Source organism: Citricoccus sp. K5 (genome assembly GCF_902506195.1).
Taxonomy (GTDB): domain Bacteria; phylum Actinomycetota; class Actinomycetes; order Actinomycetales; family Micrococcaceae; genus Citricoccus.
This window is the reverse complement of the sequence record NZ_LR732817.1, coordinates 838,131-858,850: the sequence shown is the minus strand read 5'-3', so window position 1 is coordinate 858,850 and position 20,720 is coordinate 838,131. Positions and strand designations below refer to the sequence as shown.

Here is a 20,720-nt window from a genome sequence, read left to right as displayed (position 1 = left end):
CCACTCACTGTAGGGCCTCGGCGAGGGTGCGGGCGTTGAGCACCATCGCGTCGGCATACGTCTCGGCGCCGGAACCCTCTGGGCCGATCCCACCCTCGTAGAGTTCCACGACCGGGACCTCTCCCCCGGTCTCGGCGGACAGCGCTCCCACGAGCTTGTTGCCGGATCCGGCACCCGTGACGAGGGCATCCGCTCCCTCCTGGTTCATCTGGGTCACCAGTCCGGCCAGCTCGCCGGAGGACGGTTCGGAGTCCGTCGAGCCCCCGGGGATGACCACGCCGGCGACCTCGAACCCATAGGCCTCGGCGAAGTAGTTGTAGGCGGCGTGGTCGGTCACCAGGGTGCGGCGGTCCTCGGGGACGGTCTCCAGGATCTGGCGCACCTCGGCGTCCACTGCGGCCAGCTCCTCGGCCGTCTGGGTACCGCAGTCCGCATACTGTCCGTCTCCAGTGACCTCGGCGAGCTCGGCCCCGATCAGCTCGGCCGCCTGGCCCATGCGGGCGACGTCCATCCAGAAGTGCGGGTCCTCACCCTCATGGGAGTGACCCTCATGAGAGTGGCCCTCGTGGGAACCGCCCTCATGCCCGTCGTGCTCCGCGAACGGCAGCGGATCCACCTCGGGGGCCACCGCGACCAGGTGGGCCCCGTCCGCCGCGGCATTGTCCAGCGCCGTCTGCATCCCCGCCTCGAGGCCGAGGCCGTTGGTGACGACCAGGCCGACATCCGCCATCTCGGCGATCTGCCGTGAGGAGGGTGAGAAGTCGTGCGGGTCGTCACCGGGGCCCATCACCGTGGACGAGATGGTCCCGGCGCACGAGGTGATGCTGTCCAGGATGCTGCCGAGCTGGGTGGTGGTGGCCACGGCCACGGGCTCTGTCCCGTCCGATGCGGCCCCCTCCCCGGAGCCCCCACCCGCACATCCGGCCAGGACGGTGCCGGCCAGGACGAGTCCCGTCAGGGACAGGACGCGCGTCCGCGCGGTGCCGGACCGTCTCCGACCGGACCGCCCCAGGGCGGATCGGGTGGCGGTCGACGGGGTCTCGTGCATGGGGTGCCTTCCGGGCGGTGAGATCTATTGAGAACGGTTGTCAACTTAGCATGCTGCGAACCGTTGCCAATAATCCGTGCTGCGGTCAGGGCAGGAGTCTCGCTTCGCCCGCAGGTGCCCTCCGGCCCGCTACCGCCCCGGAGCCTGCAGCTTCAGGGGGTTGTTGGACTGGGTCGCATCGTGGATCTCGCCCACCAGGATCTCGAGCACGTCCTCGAGGAACAGCACCCCGACGGTCTCGCCCTCGGCCGAGATGACCCGGGCCACGTGGGAACCGGTGCGCTGCATGAGGCTCAGGGCGTCCTCGATCTCGTCCGTGACGGACACGTTGGCCATGGACCGGACCTTGGTCACCGGCACGGGCTCCCGGTAGCGCTCCCCGGGAACGGTCATGACGTCCTTGAGGTGCAGGTACCCGGTGTAGGAGCCGTCGCCGTCCTCCAGCACGAAGCGGGAGAATCCGGTGCGGCCCACCGCCGTCTCGAAGGCCTTGGGTGCGACGTCAGCCGGCAGGGAGACCACGTCGGAGACCGGCACCATGACGGCCTCGGCCGTGTAGTCGGAGAACTCCAGGGCGCCGGAGATCAGACCGGAGCCGTCGTCCACGAGACCGGTCCTGGTGGACTCGGCCACGATCGACTGGACCTCCTCGAGGGTGTAGGTCGAGTTCACCTCGTCCTGCGGCTCGACCTTCATGGCCCGCAGCACGATGTTGGCGGCCCAGTTCAGGGCCACGATCACCGGGTGCAGGACCTTGTTGAGCCAGACCAGCGGGGTGGCCAGGAGCATGACCGCCTTGTCCGCCATGGAGACGGCGGCGTTCTTCGGGACCATCTCGCCGAAGGTCACGTGAAGGAAGGTGACCACCAGCAGGGCGATGACGAAGGCCGTGACGTCCGCGGCCGCCGTCGGGACCCCCATGCCCTCCAGCGGGATGACGAGCAGATGATGGATGGCCGGTTCGGACACATTGAGGATCAGCAGTGAGCAGACCGTGATGCCGAGCTGGCACACGGCGAGCATCTGACTGACGTGCTCCATGGCGAACAGGGCGGTCCGGGCCCGGCCCGAGCCGGCGTCGGCCTTGGGCTCGATCTGGCTGCGGCGGGCGCCCATGACGGCGAACTCGCCGGCCACGAAGAAGGCGTTGGCGATCAGCAGCACCACCAGCCACACGATGCCCATGACGTCGTTGTTCAGCGCGTTCATCGGTGGGCCGCCTTCCGCTGATCAGCTGATCCGGCTGAACCGGACGCCTCGGCCGCGGCGAGGTTCGGGGCGCTCGGCACGAACTTGACCCGGTCCACGCGGCGCCCGTCCATCCGCTCCACCACCAGCGTGCCGCCGTCGGCCGCCACCGTGTCCCCGGCCTCGGCCACCCGGCCGAGCACGGCCATGATGTAGCCGCCGACCGTGTCATAGGAACCGTCCTCGGGCACCTTCAGGGCCGGGATCTGCGCACCGACCTCGTCGGGGCGCATCAGGGCCGGGAAGTACCACTTTCCGGAGGCGGTCTGGAGCACGCCCGGGGTGACCCGGTCGTGCTCGTCGGAGACCTCGCCGACGATCTCCTCCACGAGGTCCTCGAGGGTGACCATGCCGGCGGTGCCCCCGTACTCGTCCACGACCATGGCGACCTGGAGGCTGGATGAGCGCAGCTCCGTCAACAGCTGGTCCAGGTGCACGGTTTCCGGGACCCGGCCGACGTCGGTCATGATGGTGGCGGCCACGAGTTCCTGGCGTTTGGCGCGCGGCACCGCCACGGCCTTCTTGACGTGGAGCACCCCACGGACGTCATCCGGGGAGTCACCGATGACCGGGAACCGGGAGTAGCCCGTGCGGCGGGCGGTCTCGATGACGGCGTCCAGGGGCTCGTCGACCTCGATCGACTCCATCCTGATGCGCGGGGTCATCACATCGGCCGCGGTGCGATCGGAGAACCGCAGGGTGCGGTCCACGAACACGGCGGTCTTCTCGTCCAGGGTGCCCATCTTGGCGGACCGGCGGATCAGGGAGGAGAGCTCCTCCGGGGTGCGCGAACCGGAGATCTCCTCCTTGGCCTCCATGCCGAACAGGTGCAGCACCCGGTTGGAGAAGCCGTTCAGGATGAAGATCACCGGCCGGAAGACCAGCGAGAACGCCAGCATGGGACGTGCCAGGGCGCGGCCAACCTGCATGGACCGGGCGATCGAGAGGTTCTTCGGGATCAGCTCGCCGATGAGCATCGAGGCGAGGGTGGCGGCCACCATGGCCACCACGATCGAGACGGTCGAGGCGGTGGCCTCGTTCAGCCCCAGGGACGCCATCGGCCCCGCCAGGAGGGCGCCGAGGGACGGTTCCATCAGGTAGCCCGTCAGCAGGGTCGTCAGCGTGATGCCGAGCTGGCACGCGGAGAGCTGGGTGGAGAGCGATTTCAGGCACTTCAGCAACGGCACTGCGCCGCGGTCGCCCTCGTCCGCCAGACGCTGGACCGTGGGAACGTCCAGGGCGATCATCGAGAACTCCACGGCCACGAAGAAGCCGGTACCGAAGACCAGCAGAAGGCCCAGGGCAAGCAGGAGCCATTCCACGTCAGCACCCACCCCCTGCGGGACCGTCAGCGGCCGGGTCGTTCAGTGGGCACGTACTAGAGGGCTCCGTTCCGGCCACGGCGGAATCCTGAAGGGATCCCCGGCGGCGGGCGGTGGCACCAGATCGGTGTCTGTCCATAGTGTCCCCCAGTATACGGAACACTTCCCGCGGGGTCTCACCGGCGTCTCACCAAGACTGCCGGACCGGCCGCCCCTCCTCGTAGCCGGCAGCGGACTGCACCCCGACGACGGCCCGCTCGCGGAACTGGGCCAGGTCACTCGCGCCGGAGTAGCTCATGGAGGAGCGCACCCCGGCCGTGATCATGTCCAGCAGGTCCTCCACGGAGGGCCGCTCCGGGTCCAGGTACATCCGCGAGGTGGAGATGCCCTCCTCGAACATGGCCTTGCGGGCCCGCGAATAGGCGTCCTCCGCCTTGGTGCGGTTCTGCACGGCCCGCGCCGAGGCCATGCCGAAGCTCTCTTTGTACTGGCGCCCGTCGGCGTCGACCACCAGGTCCCCCGGGGACTCGACCGTGCCCGCGAACCAGGAGCCGATCATCACCTGGCTGGCCCCAGCGGCCAGAGCCAGGGCGACGTCACGCGGGTAGCGGACGCCGCCGTCGGCCCAGACATGTTTGCCCAGGTCCCGGGCGGCCGCGGCGCAGTCCAGCACCGCGGAGAACTGGGGCCGGCCCACGGCGGTCATCATCCGGGTGGTGCACATGGCGCCCGGCCCCACGCCGACCTTGACGATGTCCGCTCCAGCGGCCACGAGCTCACGCACGCCGCCGGCCGAGACCACGTTGCCGGCCACCACGGGAACTGGCAGGTCCAGGGACTTCACGGCCGCCAGGGCGTCCAGCATCTTCTGCTGGTGGCCGTGCGCGGTGTCCAGCACGAGCACGTCCACGCCGTACTCCACCAGGGCGGCGGCCCTCCCGGCCACGTCCCCGTTGATCCCGACGGCGGCGCCGAGACCCAGCGCCCCGTTCCGGTCCAGCGCGGGGGCGAACATCCCCGAGCGCAATGCCCCTGAGGGCGTCACCACGCCCACCAGCGACGTGCCGTCCAGGACCGGGGCATAGGCCACACCGGCCGTGTCCAGCTGGCCGAAGGCCTCCTGCAGAGAGGGGAAGGTCCCGGCCTCGAAGGTCAGCGCCGGTGAACGGAGCACCGAGGCCACCGAGGAGAAGCGGTCCACGCCCTCGCAGTCCTCGCGGCGGACGATGCCCGCGAAGACCTCTTCCTCGCCCGCCCCGCCATCGCCCGTCCCGCCCTCGACCACGCAGACCGCCGGGTGGTTGCGTTTGCCGAGCAGGTGCAGCACGTCCAGCACGGTGTCGGTGGGACGGACCCGCAGGGGCGTCTCGAAGACGGGGTGGCGGTGCTTCACCCAGCCCGCCACCTGCCCGATGACGTCCAGGGGTACATCCTGCGGCAGGATGCCCAGACCGCCGCGCCGGGCCATCGTCTCCACCATGCGGCGGCCGGTCACGGCGGTCATGTTGGCGGACACCAGCGGGATGGTCGCGCCGGTGGCGTCGTCGGCGGAGATGTCCACGTCCATCCGGCTCGTGACCTCGGATTTCGAGGGAACCAGGAACACATCCGCATAGGTGAGATCGGTGGTCGGAGTCGTGAGGAATTCCATGGCCCCATGGTCCCACGAACCGATTCGCGAGTGGTTCTCGCGTAGTTCGCCGTTGGCTGGCAGAAAATCCCGGCGCGCGTTGGAACCTGACGCCGAAGTATCACTATGCTTGGGGAGGCGCGCCAACAGAGCGGACCGGAGCGGGGCGCGCAGCAGGGATGCACCCGCCGGTGAACCAGACAGAAACTTACGGAAGAGGCGTTACCACCGTGCCAGAACTCACGTCCGACCGGCTTTCCGCGGAATTTCCCGGAAACGAATGGCTCGTCGCGGAAATCTACGACAAGTACAAGGCGGACAAGTCCTCCGTGGATGCCAAGTGGGTCCAGATCTTCGAACGGCTGGAAGCAGACACTCCGGCATCCGCAGCCGCTCCGTCCGCCGCGCCGGCCAGGGCGTCCTCGCAGGCCGTGAAGGACACCGCCGTCGACGTCGGCAAGCGTGCCGATTCGAACGGTTCGGGCCAGTCCGCCGGCTCTGGCGACAAGACTGAGAAGGCAGAGCGGACAGCGAAGGCCGCGCCGGCTGGGAAGACGGAGGACCCGAAGAAGTCCGAGAAGTCCACCGCCCCGTCCGCTGCCTCGGCATCCCCCGCCGTGAAGAAGTCGGGCGCCCCGGCCACCGCCCCCGTCCCGTCCGAGCCGGAGAAGACGAAGAAGAAGGGCTCCGAGGAGTCCACCGAGGACAAGGTCTCCCCCCTGCGCGGAATGTCCCGGGCCGTGGCGAAGAACATGGACGCCTCGCTGTCCATGCCGACCGCGACCACGGTTCGCGACGTCCCTGCCAAGCTGCTCATCGACAACCGCGTGGTCATCAACAACCACCTCAAGCGCAGCCGCGGCGGCAAGGTCTCCTTCACGCACCTGATCGGCTACGCCCTGATCCGTGCCCTGGCCCAGTACCCGGCCATGAACGTCCTGTACCGCGAGGTGGACGGCAAGCCCTCCATCGTGGAACCGGCCCACATCAACTTCGGCCTGGCCATCGACCTGCCGCAGAAGGACGGCTCGCGCACCCTCGTGGTCCCGAACGTCAAGGGCGCCGAGTCCATGAACTTCATCGACTTCTGGCGCGCCTACGAGGACCTGGTCAAGCGCGCCCGGGACAACAAGCTGGGCCTGGACGACTACGCCGGCACCACCGTCTCGCTGACCAACCCCGGTGGCATCGGCACCGTTCACTCCGTGCCGCGCCTCTCCGAGGGCCAGGCCGCGATCATCGGCGTCGGTGCCCTGAACTACCCGGCCGAATTCCAAGGGGCCTCCGAGAAGACCCTGAACCGCCTGGCCGTCTCCAAGACGATCACGCTGACCTCCACCTATGACCACCGCGTGATCCAGGGTGCCGCCTCCGGTGAGTTCCTGAAGATCATCCACGGGCTGCTGCTCGGTGAGCAGGGCTTCTACGAGGAGATCTTCGAGTCGCTGCGGATCCCCTACGAGCCCGTGCAGTGGAAGCCGGACGTGCAGGTCAACCCGGAAGACCAGATCAACAAGGTCGCCCGGATCCAGCAGATGATCCACTCCTACCGCGTGCGTGGCCACCTGATCGCCGACGTGGACCCGCTCGAATACACGATGCGCAAGCACCCGGACCTGGACATCCTGGAGCACGGGCTGACCCTGTGGGACCTGGACCGCGAGTGGCCCACCGGCGGCTTCGGCGGCCAGCCCATGCTGCCTCTGCGCAGCATCCTCGGCGTGTTGCGGGATGCCTACTGCCGCAACACCGGCGTGGAGTACATGCACATCCAGGACCCGACCGAGCGCAAGTGGTTCCAGGACGAGCTGGAGCATCCCTATGCCAAGCCCACGCGTGAGGAGCAGCTGCGCATCCTCGGCCGCCTCAATGCCGCCGAGGCCTTCGAGACGTTCCTGCAGACCAAGTTCGTCGGCCAGAAGCGCTTCTCCCTGGAAGGCGGTGAATCGTTGATCGCCCTGCTGGACGGGGTGATGTCCGGCGCTGCCGACGACGGCCTCGACGAGGTCGCGATCGGCATGGCCCACCGCGGCCGCCTCAACGTCCTGACCAACATCGCGGGCAAGACCTACGCTCAGGTCTTCCGCGAGTTCGAGGGCACCGCGATCCCGGGTTCCGTAGAGGGCTCCGGTGACGTGAAATACCATCTCGGCACCGAGGGCACCTTCATCTCGGACCGCGGCAACCGCACCAAGGTCTACCTGGCCGCCAACCCCTCCCACCTCGAGGCCGTGAACCCGGTCCTGGAGGGTGTGGTCCGCGCCAAGCAGGACCGCCTGGACCGCGGGGGCGACTCCGTGAACTCCTACTCCGTGCTGCCGATCCTGGTGCACGGGGACGCCGCCTTCGCGGGCCAGGGCGTGGTGGCGGAGACGCTGAACCTCTCCCAGCTGCGGGGCTACCGCACCGGCGGCACCATCCACGTGGTGGTCAACAACCAGGTCGGCTTCACCACCCCGCCGTCCTCCGCCCGGTCCTCGGTCTACGCCACGGACGTGGCCAAGACCATCCAGGCGCCGGTCTTCCACGTCAACGGTGACGACCCGGAGTCCGTGGTCCGCGTGGCCCAACTGGCCTACCAGTACCGGCAGCGGTTCAACAAGGATGTCGTCATCGACATGATCTGTTACCGCCGCCGCGGCCACAACGAGGGTGACGATCCCTCGATGACCCAGCCGCGCATGTACAACCTCATCGAGCAGAAGCGCTCGGTGCGCAAGCTGTACGTGGAGAACCTGGTCGGCCGCGGTGACATCACCCAGGACGAGGCGGACTCGGCCCTCAAGGACTACCAGCAGCGCCTGGAGCGCGTGTTCGCAGAGACCCATGAGGCCCAGACTTCGCCCATCCCGGTCATCGGCACCGGCCTGGAGAAGACCACGGACAATGAGGACCGCACTCCCGAGGCGCCGGACGGCACCAAGATCACCGAGGAGACCCTGCAGCGGATCGGTCAGGCCCACCTGGAGATCCCCGAGGACTTCACCATCCACCCGAAGCTCAAGTCGCTGCTCGAGAAGCGTGCCAAGATGGCCGTCAACGGGGACATCGACTGGGGCTTCGCCGAGCTCGCGGCCTTCGGCTCGCTGCTCATGGAGGGCGTGCCGGTGCGACTGGCGGGCCAGGACTCGCGCCGCGGCACCTTCGTGCAGCGTCACGCGGTCTTCCACGACCGCGTGACGGATGACGAGTGGACGCCGATCCGCAACCTGTCCAGCGACCAGGCCAAGTTCTGGGCGTACGACTCCCTCCTGAGCGAGTACGCCGCGATGGGCTTCGACTACGGGTACTCCGTGGAGCGCTCGGACGCCCTCGTGCTGTGGGAGGCCCAGTTCGGCGACTTCGTCAACGGCGCCCAGACCGTGATCGACGAGTTCCTCTCCTCCTCGGAGCAGAAGTGGGGCCAGAACTCCTCGCTCGTGCTGCTGCTGCCGCACGGCTATGAGGGACAGGGGCCGGACCACTCGTCCGCACGGATCGAGCGCTTCCTGCAGATGTGCGCCCAGGAGAACATGCGGGTGGCCAACCCGTCCAACGGTGCGAACCACTTCCACCTGCTTCGCGAGCAGGCCTACGCGCGTCCGCGCAGGCCGCTGATCGTGTTCACGCCCAAGCAGCTGCTGCGCCTGAAGGCGGCCTCCTCAACGGTCGAGGACTTCACGCAGGGCCGCTTCCAGGCGGTCATCCCGGACCACGAGGTCGGCAACTCGGTGGAGAAGGTCCTGCTGGTCTCCGGGCGCCTGTACTACGACCTGCTGGCCCGCCGCCAGAAGGACGGGGACACCAAGACGGCGATCATCCGTGTGGAGCAGCTCTACCCGTTGCCCTCCGAGGAGATCCAGGCCGAGCTGGCCAAGTACCCGAACGCCACGGTGTCCTGGGTCCAGGACGAGCCCGCCAACCAGGGTCCGTGGCCGTTCATGGCACTGAACCTGCTGCCGGAACTGGACCGGAAGGTCACTCTGGTGTCCCGCCAGGCCTCGGCCTCCACATCGGCCGGCTCCAAGGTCCGCCACGATCACGAGGCCTCCATCCTGCTGGACCAGGCCTTCGGCCGCTGAGCGTCACCGCCAGTCCCTGACGGGGGTATTCGGCCCGGCCACCACCTCACGTGGCCGGGCCGAGTGCTCCCCAGTGCTTCCCGCCAGACCCTGACTCCGTGCACGGCTCCCAGTCGGCCTTGGTACAGTGACGGGCACCCCATCGAAAGGTAAACAGTGGAGATTCGTCGGATCCGCATCGCCTCCGTCGGCAATGAATTGCTGGCCGGCGTGGGCGACCCCCGCGCCCTGGGCTGGCTCGGACGCGTGCTGGCCAAGACCTCGGCACCCGGGGTGCACCTGGAGAGCTATGTCCTCGCCCGCCCGGACGAGGGAACCGAGGCCCTGTCCCAGCGGTGGCAGTCGGAGACGGCGCTGCGCTACGGCGAGGGGACCGAGAACCGGCTGGTCATCGGGTTGTCCGACCTCGACCTGGACCGGGAGTCCTCCACGGCCCGTGCGCGCCTGAACCTGGCCAACATCCTGGACCGGGCCGCGCAACTGGACATCGCCACCCTCGTGGTGGGTCCCGTTCCGTCCTTGGACGGTGAGCGCAATGCGCGGCTGCAGGAGCTGAACACGGCCTACATGGACGTGGCGGACCGGCGCCACCACTACTACGTGGACACCTTCACGCCGCTGGTCAACCACGAGCAGTGGCGCAATGACCTGGCGGCGGGTCAGGGCCTGCCCGGCCAGGCCGGCTACGGCCTCATCGCCTGGCTCGTGCTGCACCGCGGCTGGTACCAGTGGCTGAACGTGCCGGAGCCCACCGCCTGACCGCGGTTCCCCCGCCAGCGGGGCCACCTCCAAGTTGGGCCGGGCAACCGGCGTGTGCGAAACTGGAGGACGCTGTCATGTATCGATGACGGCATCCATCACCGGAAGGAACCGCGATGAGCAAGCGTGGACGCAAGCGCAAGGACCGCCGCAAGGGCAGCGCCAACCACGGCAAGCGGCCCAACTCCTGAGGCCCTGCAACGCACTAGACCCCGCCGATCGGGACGGTTGATCCGTCCGCTCCGGCGGGGTCTGTTGCTTTAAGCCCGTTCTCGTCCTGCGTGAAGCCGTTGCCGCGGACCGCTCTCGCAACCAGCACGCAACCGCCGGGGTCAATGGCCGGCTTCCACCTTGATCTCACTGATGCGGGCCATGATGCTGACCTTCAAGGTCGAGGGGGCCTTCTCGGAGCAGCTGCGCTTGACCACGGAGCGGATGATGCACTCCAGGTCGTACTCGTGGGAGCAGTCCGTGCATTCACCCAGGTGGTTCTTGACCTCCTCGAGGTCCTGGTGGGTCAGCGCACCGTCGAGGTACTCGTAGAGCCGCTGGATGCGGGCATCCTCACAGTCGCCGATCTTCTGGCAGTCCTCGCTCATCTGCCCGCCTCCTTGTCCGTCTTGTGGTCTGTCTCGTGGTCTGTCGTCGTGGTCGTACTCTTCTGGTTCTTCGCGCCGCCCTGGGGGCCCTTCTTGCCAGCACGATCGACCTTGATGCCGCGGTCCCGGGCGTAGTCCGTCAGCAAGCCGCGCAACAGTTTGCGGCCGCGGTGCAGCCGGCTCATGACCGTGCCGATGGGGATGTCGAGGATCCCGGCGATCTCCTTGTAGGCGAAGCCCTCCACGTCCGCGAAGTACACGGCCAGGCGGAACTCCTCCGGAATGGCCTGCAGGGCGTCCTTGACGTCCGAATCGGGCAGGTGGTCCAACGCCTCGGTCTCGGCGGACCGCAGGCCGCTGGACGTGTGCTCGGCGGCCTGGGCCATCTGCCAGTCCTCGACCGTGTCCGTGGCCGCCTGCTGGGGCTGGCGCTGACGCTTGCGGTACAGATTGATGTAGGTGTTCGTCAGGATCCGGTACAGCCATGCCTTGAGGTTGGTCCCCGGCTTGTACTGATGGAAGGACGAATACGCCTTGGTGAAGGCCTCCTGGACCAGGTCCTCGGCGTCCTGTGGGTTGCGCGTCATGCGCATGGCTGCCGAATACAACTGGTCCACGTACTCCAGGGCGTCCCGCTCGAAGCGCATGCGCCGTGCGCCGTCCGATTCCGAGGTGAGGTCCACGTCCGGGTTGTCGTGCGCCGCGGGGACCGAGGCGGTGTCTTTGGTATCCATTGCCTGCCAGTCTACGGCCCGGTCCGTCAGGAGGGGCCGTTCGGCAAGCGACACTGCGGCTGGGGCCATGGGGACCATCCTTCCGAGACGACTGGACTCTGCTGGACTGTGCTGGACTGGTGCAGAGCAGCTGGAGATCAGCTGGATCTTGGCGAGTACAGCAACCCAACCAGCAGGGATATTCCGCGGCCGGTAATCTGGGCAGGGTGAGCACCTTTCCCGCACCCCTCGATCCCTGGCCCGCACCTCGAGCCTCCGGCCCCGTCTCCGGCACCGTGCGCGTGCCCGGCTCCAAGTCGCTCACCAACCGCTATCTGGTGCTGGCTGCCCTGGCTGACGGGCCCAGCCGCCTGCGCGGCGTGCTGGACAGCCGTGACTCCCGGCTCATGGTCCAGGCCCTCGTCGCCCTGGGGGCCACCATCACGGAGGTCGCGCCCGGCACGGTGGAGGTCACGCCCCTTCCCTCCCCCGTCCCCACCACCGGGCCCGACGCCGGCGCGGCTGATCCGCTCGGCGACGTCACCATCGACTGTGGCCTGGCCGGTACCGTCATGCGGTTCGTCCCACCGGTGGCCGCGCTCGTGTCCGGCTCCGTCCGGTTCACCGGTGACGAGGCCGCGCTGTCCCGGCCCATGGGTCCGGTCCTGGACGGCCTGGCCCGCCTCGGCGTCCGGATGGACGGCCCCGGACTCGACGCCGGCACCCTGCCCTTCACCGTCCACGGCACCGGCGGAGTGAACGGCGGCCGGGTCGAGGTGGATGCCTCCGGGTCGAGTCAGTTCGTCTCAGCCCTGCTGCTGGCCGCCCCCCGCTTCCGCGAAGGTCTGCACCTCGTGCACACCGGAGAGACGGTGCCGAGCCCCGAGCACGTCGGCATGACGGTGGCGGTGCTGCGGCGCTGCGGTGTCCAGGTGGACGACTCCGTGCCCGGCGAGTGGAGGGTCTCCCCCGGGCCGATCCGCGCCCTGGACACCGCGGTGGAGCCGGATCTGTCCAACGCAGGGCCCTTCCTGGCGGCGGCCGTCGCCACGGCCGGCACGGTCTCCGTTCCCGACTGGCCCGCCCAGACCACCCAGATCGGTGACCGCTGGCGCAGCATCCTGCCTGCCTTCGGAGCCCGCGTGGACTTCTCCCCCACTGTCCCGGGCGGTGCCACCGGCACGCTGACCGTGACCGGTGGACCCCGTATCACCGCCCCGGGCGAGATCGCGGATACCGGGGAACTGGCCCCCACCGTGGCGGCCCTCTGCCTGCTGGCGGAGGGTCCGGGGCAGTTGACCCGCATCGGCCAGCTGCGCGGTCATGAGACGGACCGTCTGGCGGCACTGGCGACCGAGGCCGGGCGTCTCGGCGGTGCGGTCGAGGAGGGCCGGGACCACCTCGTGTTCACCGGCCTCCCCGCCGGGACCGCACCGTTGCACGGAGCCACGCTGGACACCTATGAGGATCACCGGATGGCGACCTTCGCCGCCGTCGTGGGCCTGGCGGTGCCGGACGTGACCGTCCGCAACATCGCCACCACGGCGAAGACGATGCCGGACTTCCCGGAGATGTGGACCGGGCTGGTGGGGGGATGAGCCGCCCCGGCCGCGACTTCGACCCGCGCCGGTGGGACGAGTCCGATGTCCGTGCCCGCCCGTCCAAGAAGGGGTCCCGTCCCCGCACCAAGGACCGCCCCACGCATGGGGAGGCCCTGGTGGGCCGGGTCGTCACGGTGGACCGCGGGCGGTACACGGTGCAGGTCCGTGACGATGACGGCACCCGGGACATCACCGCGATGCGTGCCAAGGAACTACGCCGCAATCCCGTGGTCACGGGTGACCTCGTGGGCGTCGTCGGGGACCTCTCCGGCCGCGAGGGGAGCCTCGCGCGGATCGTGAGGATCGAGGACCGATCCACGGTCCTGCGCCGCTCCGCCGACGATTCGGACGCCTACGAGCGCGTGGTGGTGGCCAACGTGGACATCCTGGTGATCATGGTGGCCGCGGCCAATCCGGAACCCCGCACCGGCTTCATCGACCGGGCCCTGGTGGCCGCCTATGATGCCGGCATCGAGCCGATCCTGTGCATCACCAAGACCGACCTGCGGGATCCCGCCGACCTGCTCTCCCACTACCGCCACCTCGACCTCGAGGTCCTCACCTCGGGCGCCGCGGAGCCAGCCCATGTTGGCACCGCGGAGCCGGCGAAGGAGGGCGGCACGGACAGCACGGACGGGCCGGACGGCGACGCGGACCTGGACGCCGGCCTGCTCGCCACCCTCAGGACCCGGCTGGAAGGCCACATCTCCGTGCTCGTGGGGCCCTCCGGCGTCGGGAAGTCCACCCTGCTCAACGCCCTGGCCGGGACCCGGCGTGCCACCGGCCACGTCAACGCCGTCACGGGCCGCGGCCGCCACACCTCGTCCTCGGCGCTGGCGATCCCGCTGCCGAAGTCGATCGGTGCGGACTGCGCGGACGGATCCTGGTTGGTGGACACCCCCGGCATTCGGTCCTTCGGCCTGGGACTGGTGGACCGGGACCGCGTGGTGGAGGCCTTCGAGGACCTGGCACCGGCACTGGCCGACTGCCCCCGCGGCTGCCTGCACGCTGCCGGCGAGCCCGGGTGCGCCCTGGACGCCTGGGTGGCCGCGGGGCACGCGGGGGCGTCCGGACCCGAACGGCTGGCGTCATTGCGGCGCCTCCTCGACGGACGTTCCGATACGGCCGCCGGGGAACGGTAGCGTGGCCTCCATGACGGATGCGCCCAAGAACTACACCGATGATCTTCGACTGGCCCACATCATGGCCGACTCGGTTGACTCCCAGACCATGTCCCGCTTCAAGGCGCAGGACCTCACGGTCCACACGAAGCCGGACCTGACCCCCGTGACCGATGCGGACCGGGGCGCCGAGGAACTCATCCGGGGCAACCTGGCCCGCGCCCGTCCCCGTGATGCCGTCCTCGGCGAGGAGTTCGGCGAGCACGGCCACGGGCCACGGCGCTGGGTCGTAGACCCCATCGACGGCACCAAGAACTTCGTGCGCGGCGTCCCCGTCTGGGCCACGCTCATCGCCCTGCTCGACGACGGCGTGCCCGTGGTCGGCGTGGTCTCCGCCCCGGCCCTGAACCGCCGATGGTGGGCTGCGAAGGGTACCGGCGCCTACACCGGCAAGTCCATCGCCTCGGCCACCCGCATCCACGTCTCGAACGTCTCCAGGATCGAGGACGCCTCGCTGTCCTACTCCTCCCTGGAGGGATGGCGGGAGCGGGGCAACATCCGCGAGTTCCTCGAGCTGACCTCCACCGTGTGGCGGACCCGGGCCTACGGTGACTTCTGGTCCTACATGATGGTGGCCGAGGGTGCCGTGGACATCGCCTGCGAACCGGAGCTCGAGCTCTATGACATGGCGGCGCTGGTGCCGATCATCACCGAGGCCGGCGGGCGCTTCACCTCGCTCGAGGGCGAGGACGGTCCCTTCGGCGGCAACGCCCTGGCCACCAACGGGCTGCTGCATCCGGACGCCCTCGAGTCCCTCAATCCGGAGTTGATCGGCCAGCAGCAGGCCTGATGGAACGGCCACGCCACCCCGGATGGGCCGTCGTCGGCGCCGTGGCGGCCGGCGGTGCCCTCGGGACGCTGCTGCGCTGGCTGCTCGTGGCTCCGACCCCGGAGACCGGTTCACCCGTGGCCGGATGGATCAGCCTGGGGCTGGTGAACCTGTCCGGGTCCTTCCTGCTGGGGCTGTTGGCAGGCATCAGCTCGCGGCGGACCCTGCCGCGTTGGCTCGTGGCCGGCCTCGGTGTCGGCGTGCTGGGGGCCTACACCTCACTGTCCGCCGTGGTGGTGGCCGCCTCCGTGGCCCCGGCCTTCGGCGTCACGGGATTCATTCAGACCGGTTCCCCCGGCGGGGTCACGCTCGTGGCCGGCCTCGCCGGCACCCTCCTGGCCCTCGCAGCCGGAGCGACGCTGGGGACCGCCTGCGCCGCCGCCGGTCTGCGCCTGGGAGGGTGGTCCTCCCCCGTGGAGGGGAACGCCTCCGGAGGACACCGGCGATGACGGGGATGCTGCTGGCGCTGGCGCTGGCGGGAGCCGTCGGCGCGGTCCTGCGGCTGCTCGCGGATCACTATCTCCAGCCACGTGGCATCCTGGTGGCCAACGCGATCGGCTCCTTCGTGGCCGGGCTGGCCACCACGGGAGTCTCCGGACCTGCCCAGGCCATCTGGGTGGTCGGCCTGGCCGGAGCCCTCACCACCTTCTCCACCGTCTCCGTCTCCACGGCGCGGGATGCCCTGTCCGGGAGGTTCGCCGCCGCCGTCGGGTCCTGGTCCGCACACCTGGCACTCGCCATGCTGGCCGTCGGACTGGGGCTCGCCACCGGCGGCACCTTCCGCTAGCAGGAGGCCTACCGGCCGGCGGCGCGGCGGCCCGAGGGCGCGGCGGACTCTCGGATCCGCTCCGTTGCTCGGCCGACCCGGTCTCGATAGACGACGGTCAGGGCCACGGACACGAGGATCAGCGCGAGGTAGACGGCGGCGATCAGCGGCTGGCCGACGGCGAAGAGCACCACGGCGCCCAGGACGAACAACACGTGAGCGGCCACCGCGTGCCAGGGCCACGGTGGCCGGGCCGGAGCCTTGGGCGAGAGCAGCAGGCCCCATCCGGCCGCCACCACGATCACGGCCACGACGGCCGCCCAGGGGCTGGAGAACAGCGTCAGCGCCCAGAACCCCGCCGCACCCAGGAGTCCGAGTTCGAGCAGGAAGAGAAGGACGGCGTGGAGGGCGGGACCGGCGGTGACTGGCATGATTGCCCAGTCTAGGGGAAAGACGGATATGACAAAGGCCCTGGGACACCGTTGAACGGTGTCCCAGGGCCTATGCCGTGGGATGGTGGAGATGGCGGGAATTGAACCCGCGTCCGATGCAGCGTTGCCAGGTCTTCTCCGGGCGCAGTTTGCTGTGGGTGTTACTCGGCCCTGGCTGTCCCGCAAACAGGCAGCCAACCCGGGCCCAGCCGGATTAAGGTCTCCACCACGACCCCCGGCGAGGGTGGTGGACATTGGCTATCTAATCGACGCCAGGTCCTGGGGCGATAGCATCCTCAGGTTGACGGACTCGTTCACTGATCAGGCAGCGAGAGCGAAGTCAGTGCGCTTAGATTCGGCACTTGTTGGTTTGCAGAGAGCGTTTCCGAGATAACTCTGCATCCTCGGCCCGCTTCCCCTGTCGCGACTCACATCGTCGAAACCGATCATCCCCATGTTCTGTTCTCAATCAACCGGTTCCCTGCGAGGCTTCTCTGATTCCCCGCCTGGTCCGGACTACCCAGTGTAACGCATCCCCGGTCCGGGGTATTCCGGCCGGTCTCCTGACATCAGGCCGCCCGGCGGTTGCGTATTCTCATGGCACGCTGCGCCTCACGGTTGTCCTGCTTCTCACGCAGGGCATGGCGCTTGTCATAGTCCTTCTTGCCCTGGGCGATGCCGATCTCGACCTTGACCCGGCCGTCCCGGAAGTACAGCTGCAGCGGAACGATGGTGTGTCCGGATTCCATGATCTGGCGGGAGATCTTGGTCAACTCCTGGCGGTGCAGCAGCAGCTTGCGCCGCCGGCGTGCAGAGTGGTTGGTCCAGGACCCGTTGAGGTACTCCGGGATGTAGACCTGCTCGAGGTAGAGCTCGTCCCCGTAGAAGACGGCGAATCCGTCCACCAGGGAGGCGTTGCCCTCACGCAGGGACTTGACCTCGGTCCCCATCAGGGAGATCCCGGCCTCGTAGGTGTCCAGGATGAGGTAGTTGTGCCGGGCCTTGCGGTTGGTCGCGATGATCTGCCGGCCGTCCGGGGTGGACGACTTGCCGGACTTGCCGGCGGACTTCTTGGCCATAGCCGGTCCCCTCCTTTCCGACGGGTCGGATGCTCAATACACAGACTCACCAGTGTACCGCCGCCGTCAAGGGACGGCACCGGGCCAGCCTCAGAGCAGACCGGCGGGGTTGACGGCCTGGCCGTCCAGGATCGTCTCGAAGTGCAGGTGGCAGCCGGTGGAGTTGCCGGTGGTGCCGGTGTAGCCGATGATCTGGCCGCGCTTGACGTCCTGCCCCGGGGACACGATGTACCGGGTCATGTGGTGGTACTTGGTGGCCAGGGCACGCCCGTTGACCACGCCGTGGGAGATGACCACGCGCTTGCCCGAGGTCCACACCGCCCAGTCCGCGTTCCAGACCTCGCCGTCCGCCGAGGCCCGGATCGGCAGGCCGCAGCCACCGCCGAAGTCCATGCCGGTGTGGACGTAGCCTCCGGCGCCCCCGTAGTCGAAGGTGCCGGACGGCGTCGGACGCCAGCCGAATCCCGAGGTGATGTACGTGTTCAGCGGCCACTGCAGGCCCCAGCTGCTCGAGGTGCTGGCCGCCTTCTCCGCCTCGCTCGCCCGGTCCTCCGCGGCGCTGGCCTCGCGTTCGGCCTGCTCGGCCGAGGCCTGCGCGGCTGCCCGGTTCGCAGCCGAGGCCTGCCGGGCCTTGCGGGCCGCCTCCTCGGCCTCGCGGCGCTTGCGTTCGGCCTCGGCCACGGCCGCACGGTGCTGTTCCTGAAGGTCGCTGGCCTTGCCAGCCTGGGCCGTCAACGCCCGTTGGCGCTCGGCGATCTGATCGTTGACCTGGTCCTGAGCCGCTCGGTTGGCGTCGATCTGCGCCTGGATCTGAGGGCGCTGCGCCTTGAGCTCGTCGGTCAGCTCCGACGTGGTGGAGACCATCTGGTCGAGTTCCCGCTTGGCGGTGGCGGCGGCGTCACGGGCCTGCTCCTCGCGCTGCAGCGCCTCTTCGGCTTGGGCCCGCAGGTCACGGATCTCCGTCTCGACGGCGGCCAGGCGCACCTCGGCGTTGACGTCCGTGGACTTGCTCTGCGAGACGGTGGAAATGCGGCTGTTCTGGATCCGCATGGCCTGGTTCGCCAGTCCCATGGCGTCCGGCAACGAGGAGTCGCTCATGCCCAGGATGAAGGCAAGGTCCGAGGAGACACCACCCTGCTTGTAGGCCTGGTTGGCGATCTGCCCGATCTCGGCGGAGGCCACGTCCAACTCCTGCTCGCTCGCGGCGATCTCGGCGAGGATCTCGGAGCGGCTCGATTCGGCCTGCCGCACACGTTCATTGAGTGACTGGACCTCCGCAGCGGCGGCCGAGACCTGGCCTTCGGCGGCAGTCAGCGCCTCCTGGGCCCCGGGCAATTGGTCCTGGAGCGAGTTCAGTTCGCGGATCTTATCCGCGATGTCGGAGTCCAGGCCCTCGAGAGACGCATCGAGATCACCTTGGCGATCCTCCAGGTCCGACTGCTTCCCGCCCAGGTCGCCGATCTCCTCATCGATCTCGGACTGCTGGCGCTCTGCCTGCTCGATCTGGCGCTGCAGGTCATCGATCGAGTCCTGTGCCGTGGCGGTGCCGCCCATGGACAGGGTCAGGAAGGTGACCAGTCCGGCACCGATGATGGCGCGGGAGAGTCGGCGTGGCTTCACGGGTTCCTCCGTCAGGAATACGGTCAGAGACGGTCGGTGGGCCCGTGGGCGGGCCCGCGACCTGCGGGTGAATCAGGCGGTGCACTATCTCGAATCGGACAACATCTGGTCACAAGTGTCACACGAGTCACACCTGTCTCACCATCATCACACCTTAAGGTAACGCCTCAGGGTGAGGATCGACGAAAGCGCGGCCAGCAGGACCGCCACGCCCAGCAGCAGGGGGATCAGGATCAGGGCGTCCCCGCCCGCGATGAAACCGGTTCCCGGGTACTGGCCGGTGAGCCAGTCGCCGATGAAGAACTCCGCCACGGCCCACGTGGTGATGCTGGCCAGGACGGCGCCCGCGAGGGCGGCGATCACCCCCTCCAACAGGAAGGGCAGTTGGATCATGGTCTTCGAGGCACCGACCAGGCGCATGATTCCGGTCTCGCGCCGGCGGGAGAACGCGGAGAGCCGGATGGTGGTCGCGATCAGCAACACCGCACAGACCAGCATCACCACCGCCACGGAGACCGCGATGACGGATGCCATGTTCATCAGGGAGAAGATCTGCTCCAGCAACTCGCGCTGGTCGGACACGATCTCCACGCCGGGCATGGAGGAGAACAGCTCGTTGACGACCTCGTACTGCTCGGGATCCACCAGCGCCACCCGGAAGGACTCCGGCAACTGGTCTGCCGTGACGGTGCCCGCCATGGCGGAGTTCTTGAACTGCTCCTGGAAGATCTCCAGGGCCTGGTCCTGCGACTCGTAGTCGAAGCTCTTGACGTAGGGGGCGGCCGTGGGCGACTCCAGCAGGTCCTGGATGGCTTGGCGTTGGCTGTCCGTGACAGGACCGGAGGCGCACGAGGTGGTGGTGGAGGTGTCCGTGCAGAGGAAGATGGCCACCTCGACCCGGTCATACCAGTACCCCTTCATCTGGTTGATCTGCTGCTGCAGCAGGCCCGCCGCCCCGACGAAGGTCAGCGAGATGAAGGTCACGAGCACGACCGAGACGACCATGGACAGGTTGCGGCGGATGCCGGAGAACGTCTCCCCGAGGACGAAGGCGAACCTCATGCCGTCACCGCCGTCCGGTACCCGCCACCGGACTCGTCACGGACGATCCCGCCGGCGTCCAACTCCACCACGCGGCGGCGCATCTGGTTCACGATGTCGTCGTCATGGGTGGCCATGACCACGGTGGTGCCGTTCTGGTTGATCTTGTCCAGCACGGCCATGATGCCCAGTGAGGTCTCCGGGTCGAGGTTGCCGGTCGGCTCGTCGGCCAGCAGGATCTCCGGCCGGTTGACGATGGCGCGGGCGATCGCCACGCGCTGCTGCTCGCCACCGGAGAGCTCGTGCGGCATACGCTTCTCCTTGCCCTCCAGGCCCACGGTCTCGAGGACCTCGGGGACGGTCTGGCGGATCTGCGCCCGGCCCTTGCCGAGCACCTGCATGGCGAAGGCCACGTTCCCGTAGACGGTCTTGTTGGGCAGCAGGCGGAAGTCCTGGAAGACCACGCCGATCCCCCGGCGCAGCTTCGGCACACGCCACGAGGGCAGCCGTGCCACGTTCCGACCGACCACGTAGACCGTCCCGCTGCTGGCGCGTTCCTCACGCAGCATCAGGCGGATGAAGGTGGACTTCCCGGAACCGGAGGCACCCACGAGGAAGACGAACTCACCCCGCTCGAACTCCACCGTCACGTCGTGCAATGCCGGACGGGAACGGCGGTCATAGACCTTGGAGACCTGCTCGAACCGGATCATGTTCCACACTTGCCCCCGGACGCGATCATCCCGCGGCACCAGGGGCTGGGTTGGGGAAGTCTCGGTGCCGACCTTTCCC

19 protein-coding genes and 1 other RNA gene are annotated in these 20,720 nt (G+C 68.7%); 8 read left to right on the top strand and 12 right to left on the bottom strand.

The features are described from left to right. Nucleotides 1-4 precede the first annotated feature (4 nt). The 4 genes from BOSE125_RS03710 to BOSE125_RS03695 all read right to left on the bottom strand — a co-directional run bounded on the left by BOSE125_RS03710 (nt 5) and on the right by BOSE125_RS03695 (nt 5,269). A complete protein-coding gene (locus BOSE125_RS03710; protein ID WP_159550059.1) occupies nt 5-1,048 on the bottom strand; it encodes a metal ABC transporter substrate-binding protein in 1,044 nt (347 codons plus the stop codon). A gap of 129 nt (nt 1,049-1,177) precedes the next feature. After that, nucleotides 1,178-2,248, bottom strand: a complete 1,071-nt coding sequence (locus BOSE125_RS03705; protein ID WP_159554652.1) for a hemolysin family protein — start codon at nt 2,246-2,248, stop codon at nt 1,178-1,180. Nucleotides 2,249-2,253: 5 nt separating this feature from the next. Further along, the gene (locus BOSE125_RS03700; RefSeq protein WP_159550056.1) at nt 2,254-3,618 is read right to left on the bottom strand and encodes a hemolysin family protein; all 1,365 of its coding nucleotides are present in this window, start codon (nt 3,616-3,618) and stop codon (nt 2,254-2,256) included. Nucleotides 3,619-3,805: 187 nt separating this feature from the next. Beyond that, nucleotides 3,806-5,269: a GuaB1 family IMP dehydrogenase-related protein gene (locus BOSE125_RS03695; RefSeq protein ID WP_159550053.1), complete on the bottom strand. Its 1,464-nt coding sequence runs from the start codon at nt 5,267-5,269 to the stop codon at nt 3,806-3,808. Nucleotides 5,270-5,478: 209 nt separating this feature from the next. Here BOSE125_RS03695 and BOSE125_RS03690 point away from each other — a divergent pair, with 209 nt between their 5' ends. The 3 genes from BOSE125_RS03690 to BOSE125_RS18215 all read left to right on the top strand — a co-directional run bounded on the left by BOSE125_RS03690 (nt 5,479) and on the right by BOSE125_RS18215 (nt 10,259). Continuing rightward, complete coding sequence (locus tag BOSE125_RS03690; protein WP_159550050.1) at nt 5,479-9,309, top strand: multifunctional oxoglutarate decarboxylase/oxoglutarate dehydrogenase thiamine pyrophosphate-binding subunit/dihydrolipoyllysine-residue succinyltransferase subunit; 3,831 nt, start codon at nt 5,479-5,481, stop codon at nt 9,307-9,309. A gap of 156 nt (nt 9,310-9,465) precedes the next feature. Beyond that, nucleotides 9,466-10,068, top strand: a complete 603-nt coding sequence (locus BOSE125_RS03685; protein ID WP_115930902.1) for a GDSL-type esterase/lipase family protein — start codon at nt 9,466-9,468, stop codon at nt 10,066-10,068. Nucleotides 10,069-10,184: 116 nt separating this feature from the next. Continuing rightward, on the top strand, nt 10,185-10,259 hold the full coding sequence (locus BOSE125_RS18215; RefSeq protein ID WP_371300742.1) for a 50S ribosomal protein bL37: 75 nt from the start codon (nt 10,185-10,187) through the stop codon (nt 10,257-10,259). A 141-nt stretch (nt 10,260-10,400) separates the two neighbouring features. Here the strand turns inward: BOSE125_RS18215 and rsrA are convergent, their stop codons facing one another. Next, a complete protein-coding gene (gene rsrA, locus BOSE125_RS03680; RefSeq protein ID WP_159550047.1) occupies nt 10,401-10,667 on the bottom strand; it encodes a mycothiol system anti-sigma-R factor in 267 nt (88 codons plus the stop codon). Next, on the bottom strand, nt 10,664-11,401 hold the full coding sequence (locus BOSE125_RS03675; protein WP_159550045.1) for a sigma-70 family RNA polymerase sigma factor: 738 nt from the start codon (nt 11,399-11,401) through the stop codon (nt 10,664-10,666). The genes rsrA and BOSE125_RS03675 overlap by 4 nt, the downstream gene beginning before the upstream one ends. A gap of 197 nt (nt 11,402-11,598) precedes the next feature. On the opposite strand from BOSE125_RS03675, the gene aroA reads away from it, so the two are divergent. Genes aroA through BOSE125_RS03650 form a run of 5 tightly spaced genes read left to right on the top strand, consistent with a single transcriptional unit; the run spans nt 11,599 to nt 15,778 of the window. Then, entirely contained in the window at nt 11,599-12,978 is a 1,380-nt protein-coding gene (aroA, locus tag BOSE125_RS03670) for a 3-phosphoshikimate 1-carboxyvinyltransferase (protein ID WP_159554650.1), read from the top strand. Then, the gene (locus BOSE125_RS03665) at nt 12,975-14,123 is read left to right on the top strand and encodes a ribosome small subunit-dependent GTPase A (protein ID WP_159550043.1); all 1,149 of its coding nucleotides are present in this window, start codon (nt 12,975-12,977) and stop codon (nt 14,121-14,123) included. Before aroA ends, BOSE125_RS03665 begins: the two co-directional genes overlap by 4 nt. Nucleotides 14,124-14,133: 10 nt before the next feature. Then, entirely contained in the window at nt 14,134-14,952 is an 819-nt protein-coding gene (gene hisN, locus BOSE125_RS03660) for a histidinol-phosphatase (RefSeq protein ID WP_159550041.1), read from the top strand. After that, nucleotides 14,952-15,440 carry a CrcB family protein gene (locus BOSE125_RS03655; RefSeq protein WP_159550039.1) on the top strand — a complete coding sequence of 163 codons (489 nt, stop codon included), beginning with the start codon at nt 14,952-14,954 and terminating at the stop codon, nt 15,438-15,440. Before hisN ends, BOSE125_RS03655 begins: the two co-directional genes overlap by 1 nt. Further along, a complete protein-coding gene (locus BOSE125_RS03650) occupies nt 15,437-15,778 on the top strand; it encodes a CrcB family protein (RefSeq protein ID WP_159550037.1) in 342 nt (113 codons plus the stop codon). The genes BOSE125_RS03655 and BOSE125_RS03650 overlap by 4 nt, the downstream gene beginning before the upstream one ends. 8 nt (nt 15,779-15,786) lie before the next feature. Here BOSE125_RS03650 and BOSE125_RS03645 read toward each other — a convergent pair whose 3' ends face one another. The 6 genes from BOSE125_RS03645 to ftsE all read right to left on the bottom strand — a co-directional run bounded on the left by BOSE125_RS03645 (nt 15,787) and on the right by ftsE (nt 20,641). Next, entirely contained in the window at nt 15,787-16,188 is a 402-nt protein-coding gene (locus BOSE125_RS03645; protein ID WP_159550035.1) for a DUF2568 domain-containing protein, read from the bottom strand. An 83-nt stretch (nt 16,189-16,271) separates the two neighbouring features. Beyond that, nucleotides 16,272-16,642, bottom strand: a transfer-messenger RNA (tmRNA) gene (gene ssrA / locus BOSE125_RS03640). A 115-nt stretch (nt 16,643-16,757) separates the two neighbouring features. After that, a complete protein-coding gene (gene smpB / locus BOSE125_RS03635; protein WP_159550033.1) occupies nt 16,758-17,267 on the bottom strand; it encodes an SsrA-binding protein SmpB in 510 nt (169 codons plus the stop codon). A 90-nt stretch (nt 17,268-17,357) separates the two neighbouring features. Further along, the gene (locus tag BOSE125_RS03630; protein ID WP_159550031.1) at nt 17,358-18,887 is read right to left on the bottom strand and encodes a M23 family metallopeptidase; all 1,530 of its coding nucleotides are present in this window, start codon (nt 18,885-18,887) and stop codon (nt 17,358-17,360) included. A 147-nt stretch (nt 18,888-19,034) separates the two neighbouring features. After that, a complete protein-coding gene (gene ftsX, locus BOSE125_RS03625) occupies nt 19,035-19,949 on the bottom strand; it encodes a permease-like cell division protein FtsX (RefSeq protein ID WP_159550029.1) in 915 nt (304 codons plus the stop codon). Next, nucleotides 19,946-20,641, bottom strand: coding sequence for a cell division ATP-binding protein FtsE (gene ftsE / locus BOSE125_RS03620; protein ID WP_159554648.1), 696 nt, complete (start codon nt 20,639-20,641; stop codon nt 19,946-19,948). The genes ftsX and ftsE overlap by 4 nt, the downstream gene beginning before the upstream one ends. Nucleotides 20,642-20,720: the final 79 nt, after the last annotated feature.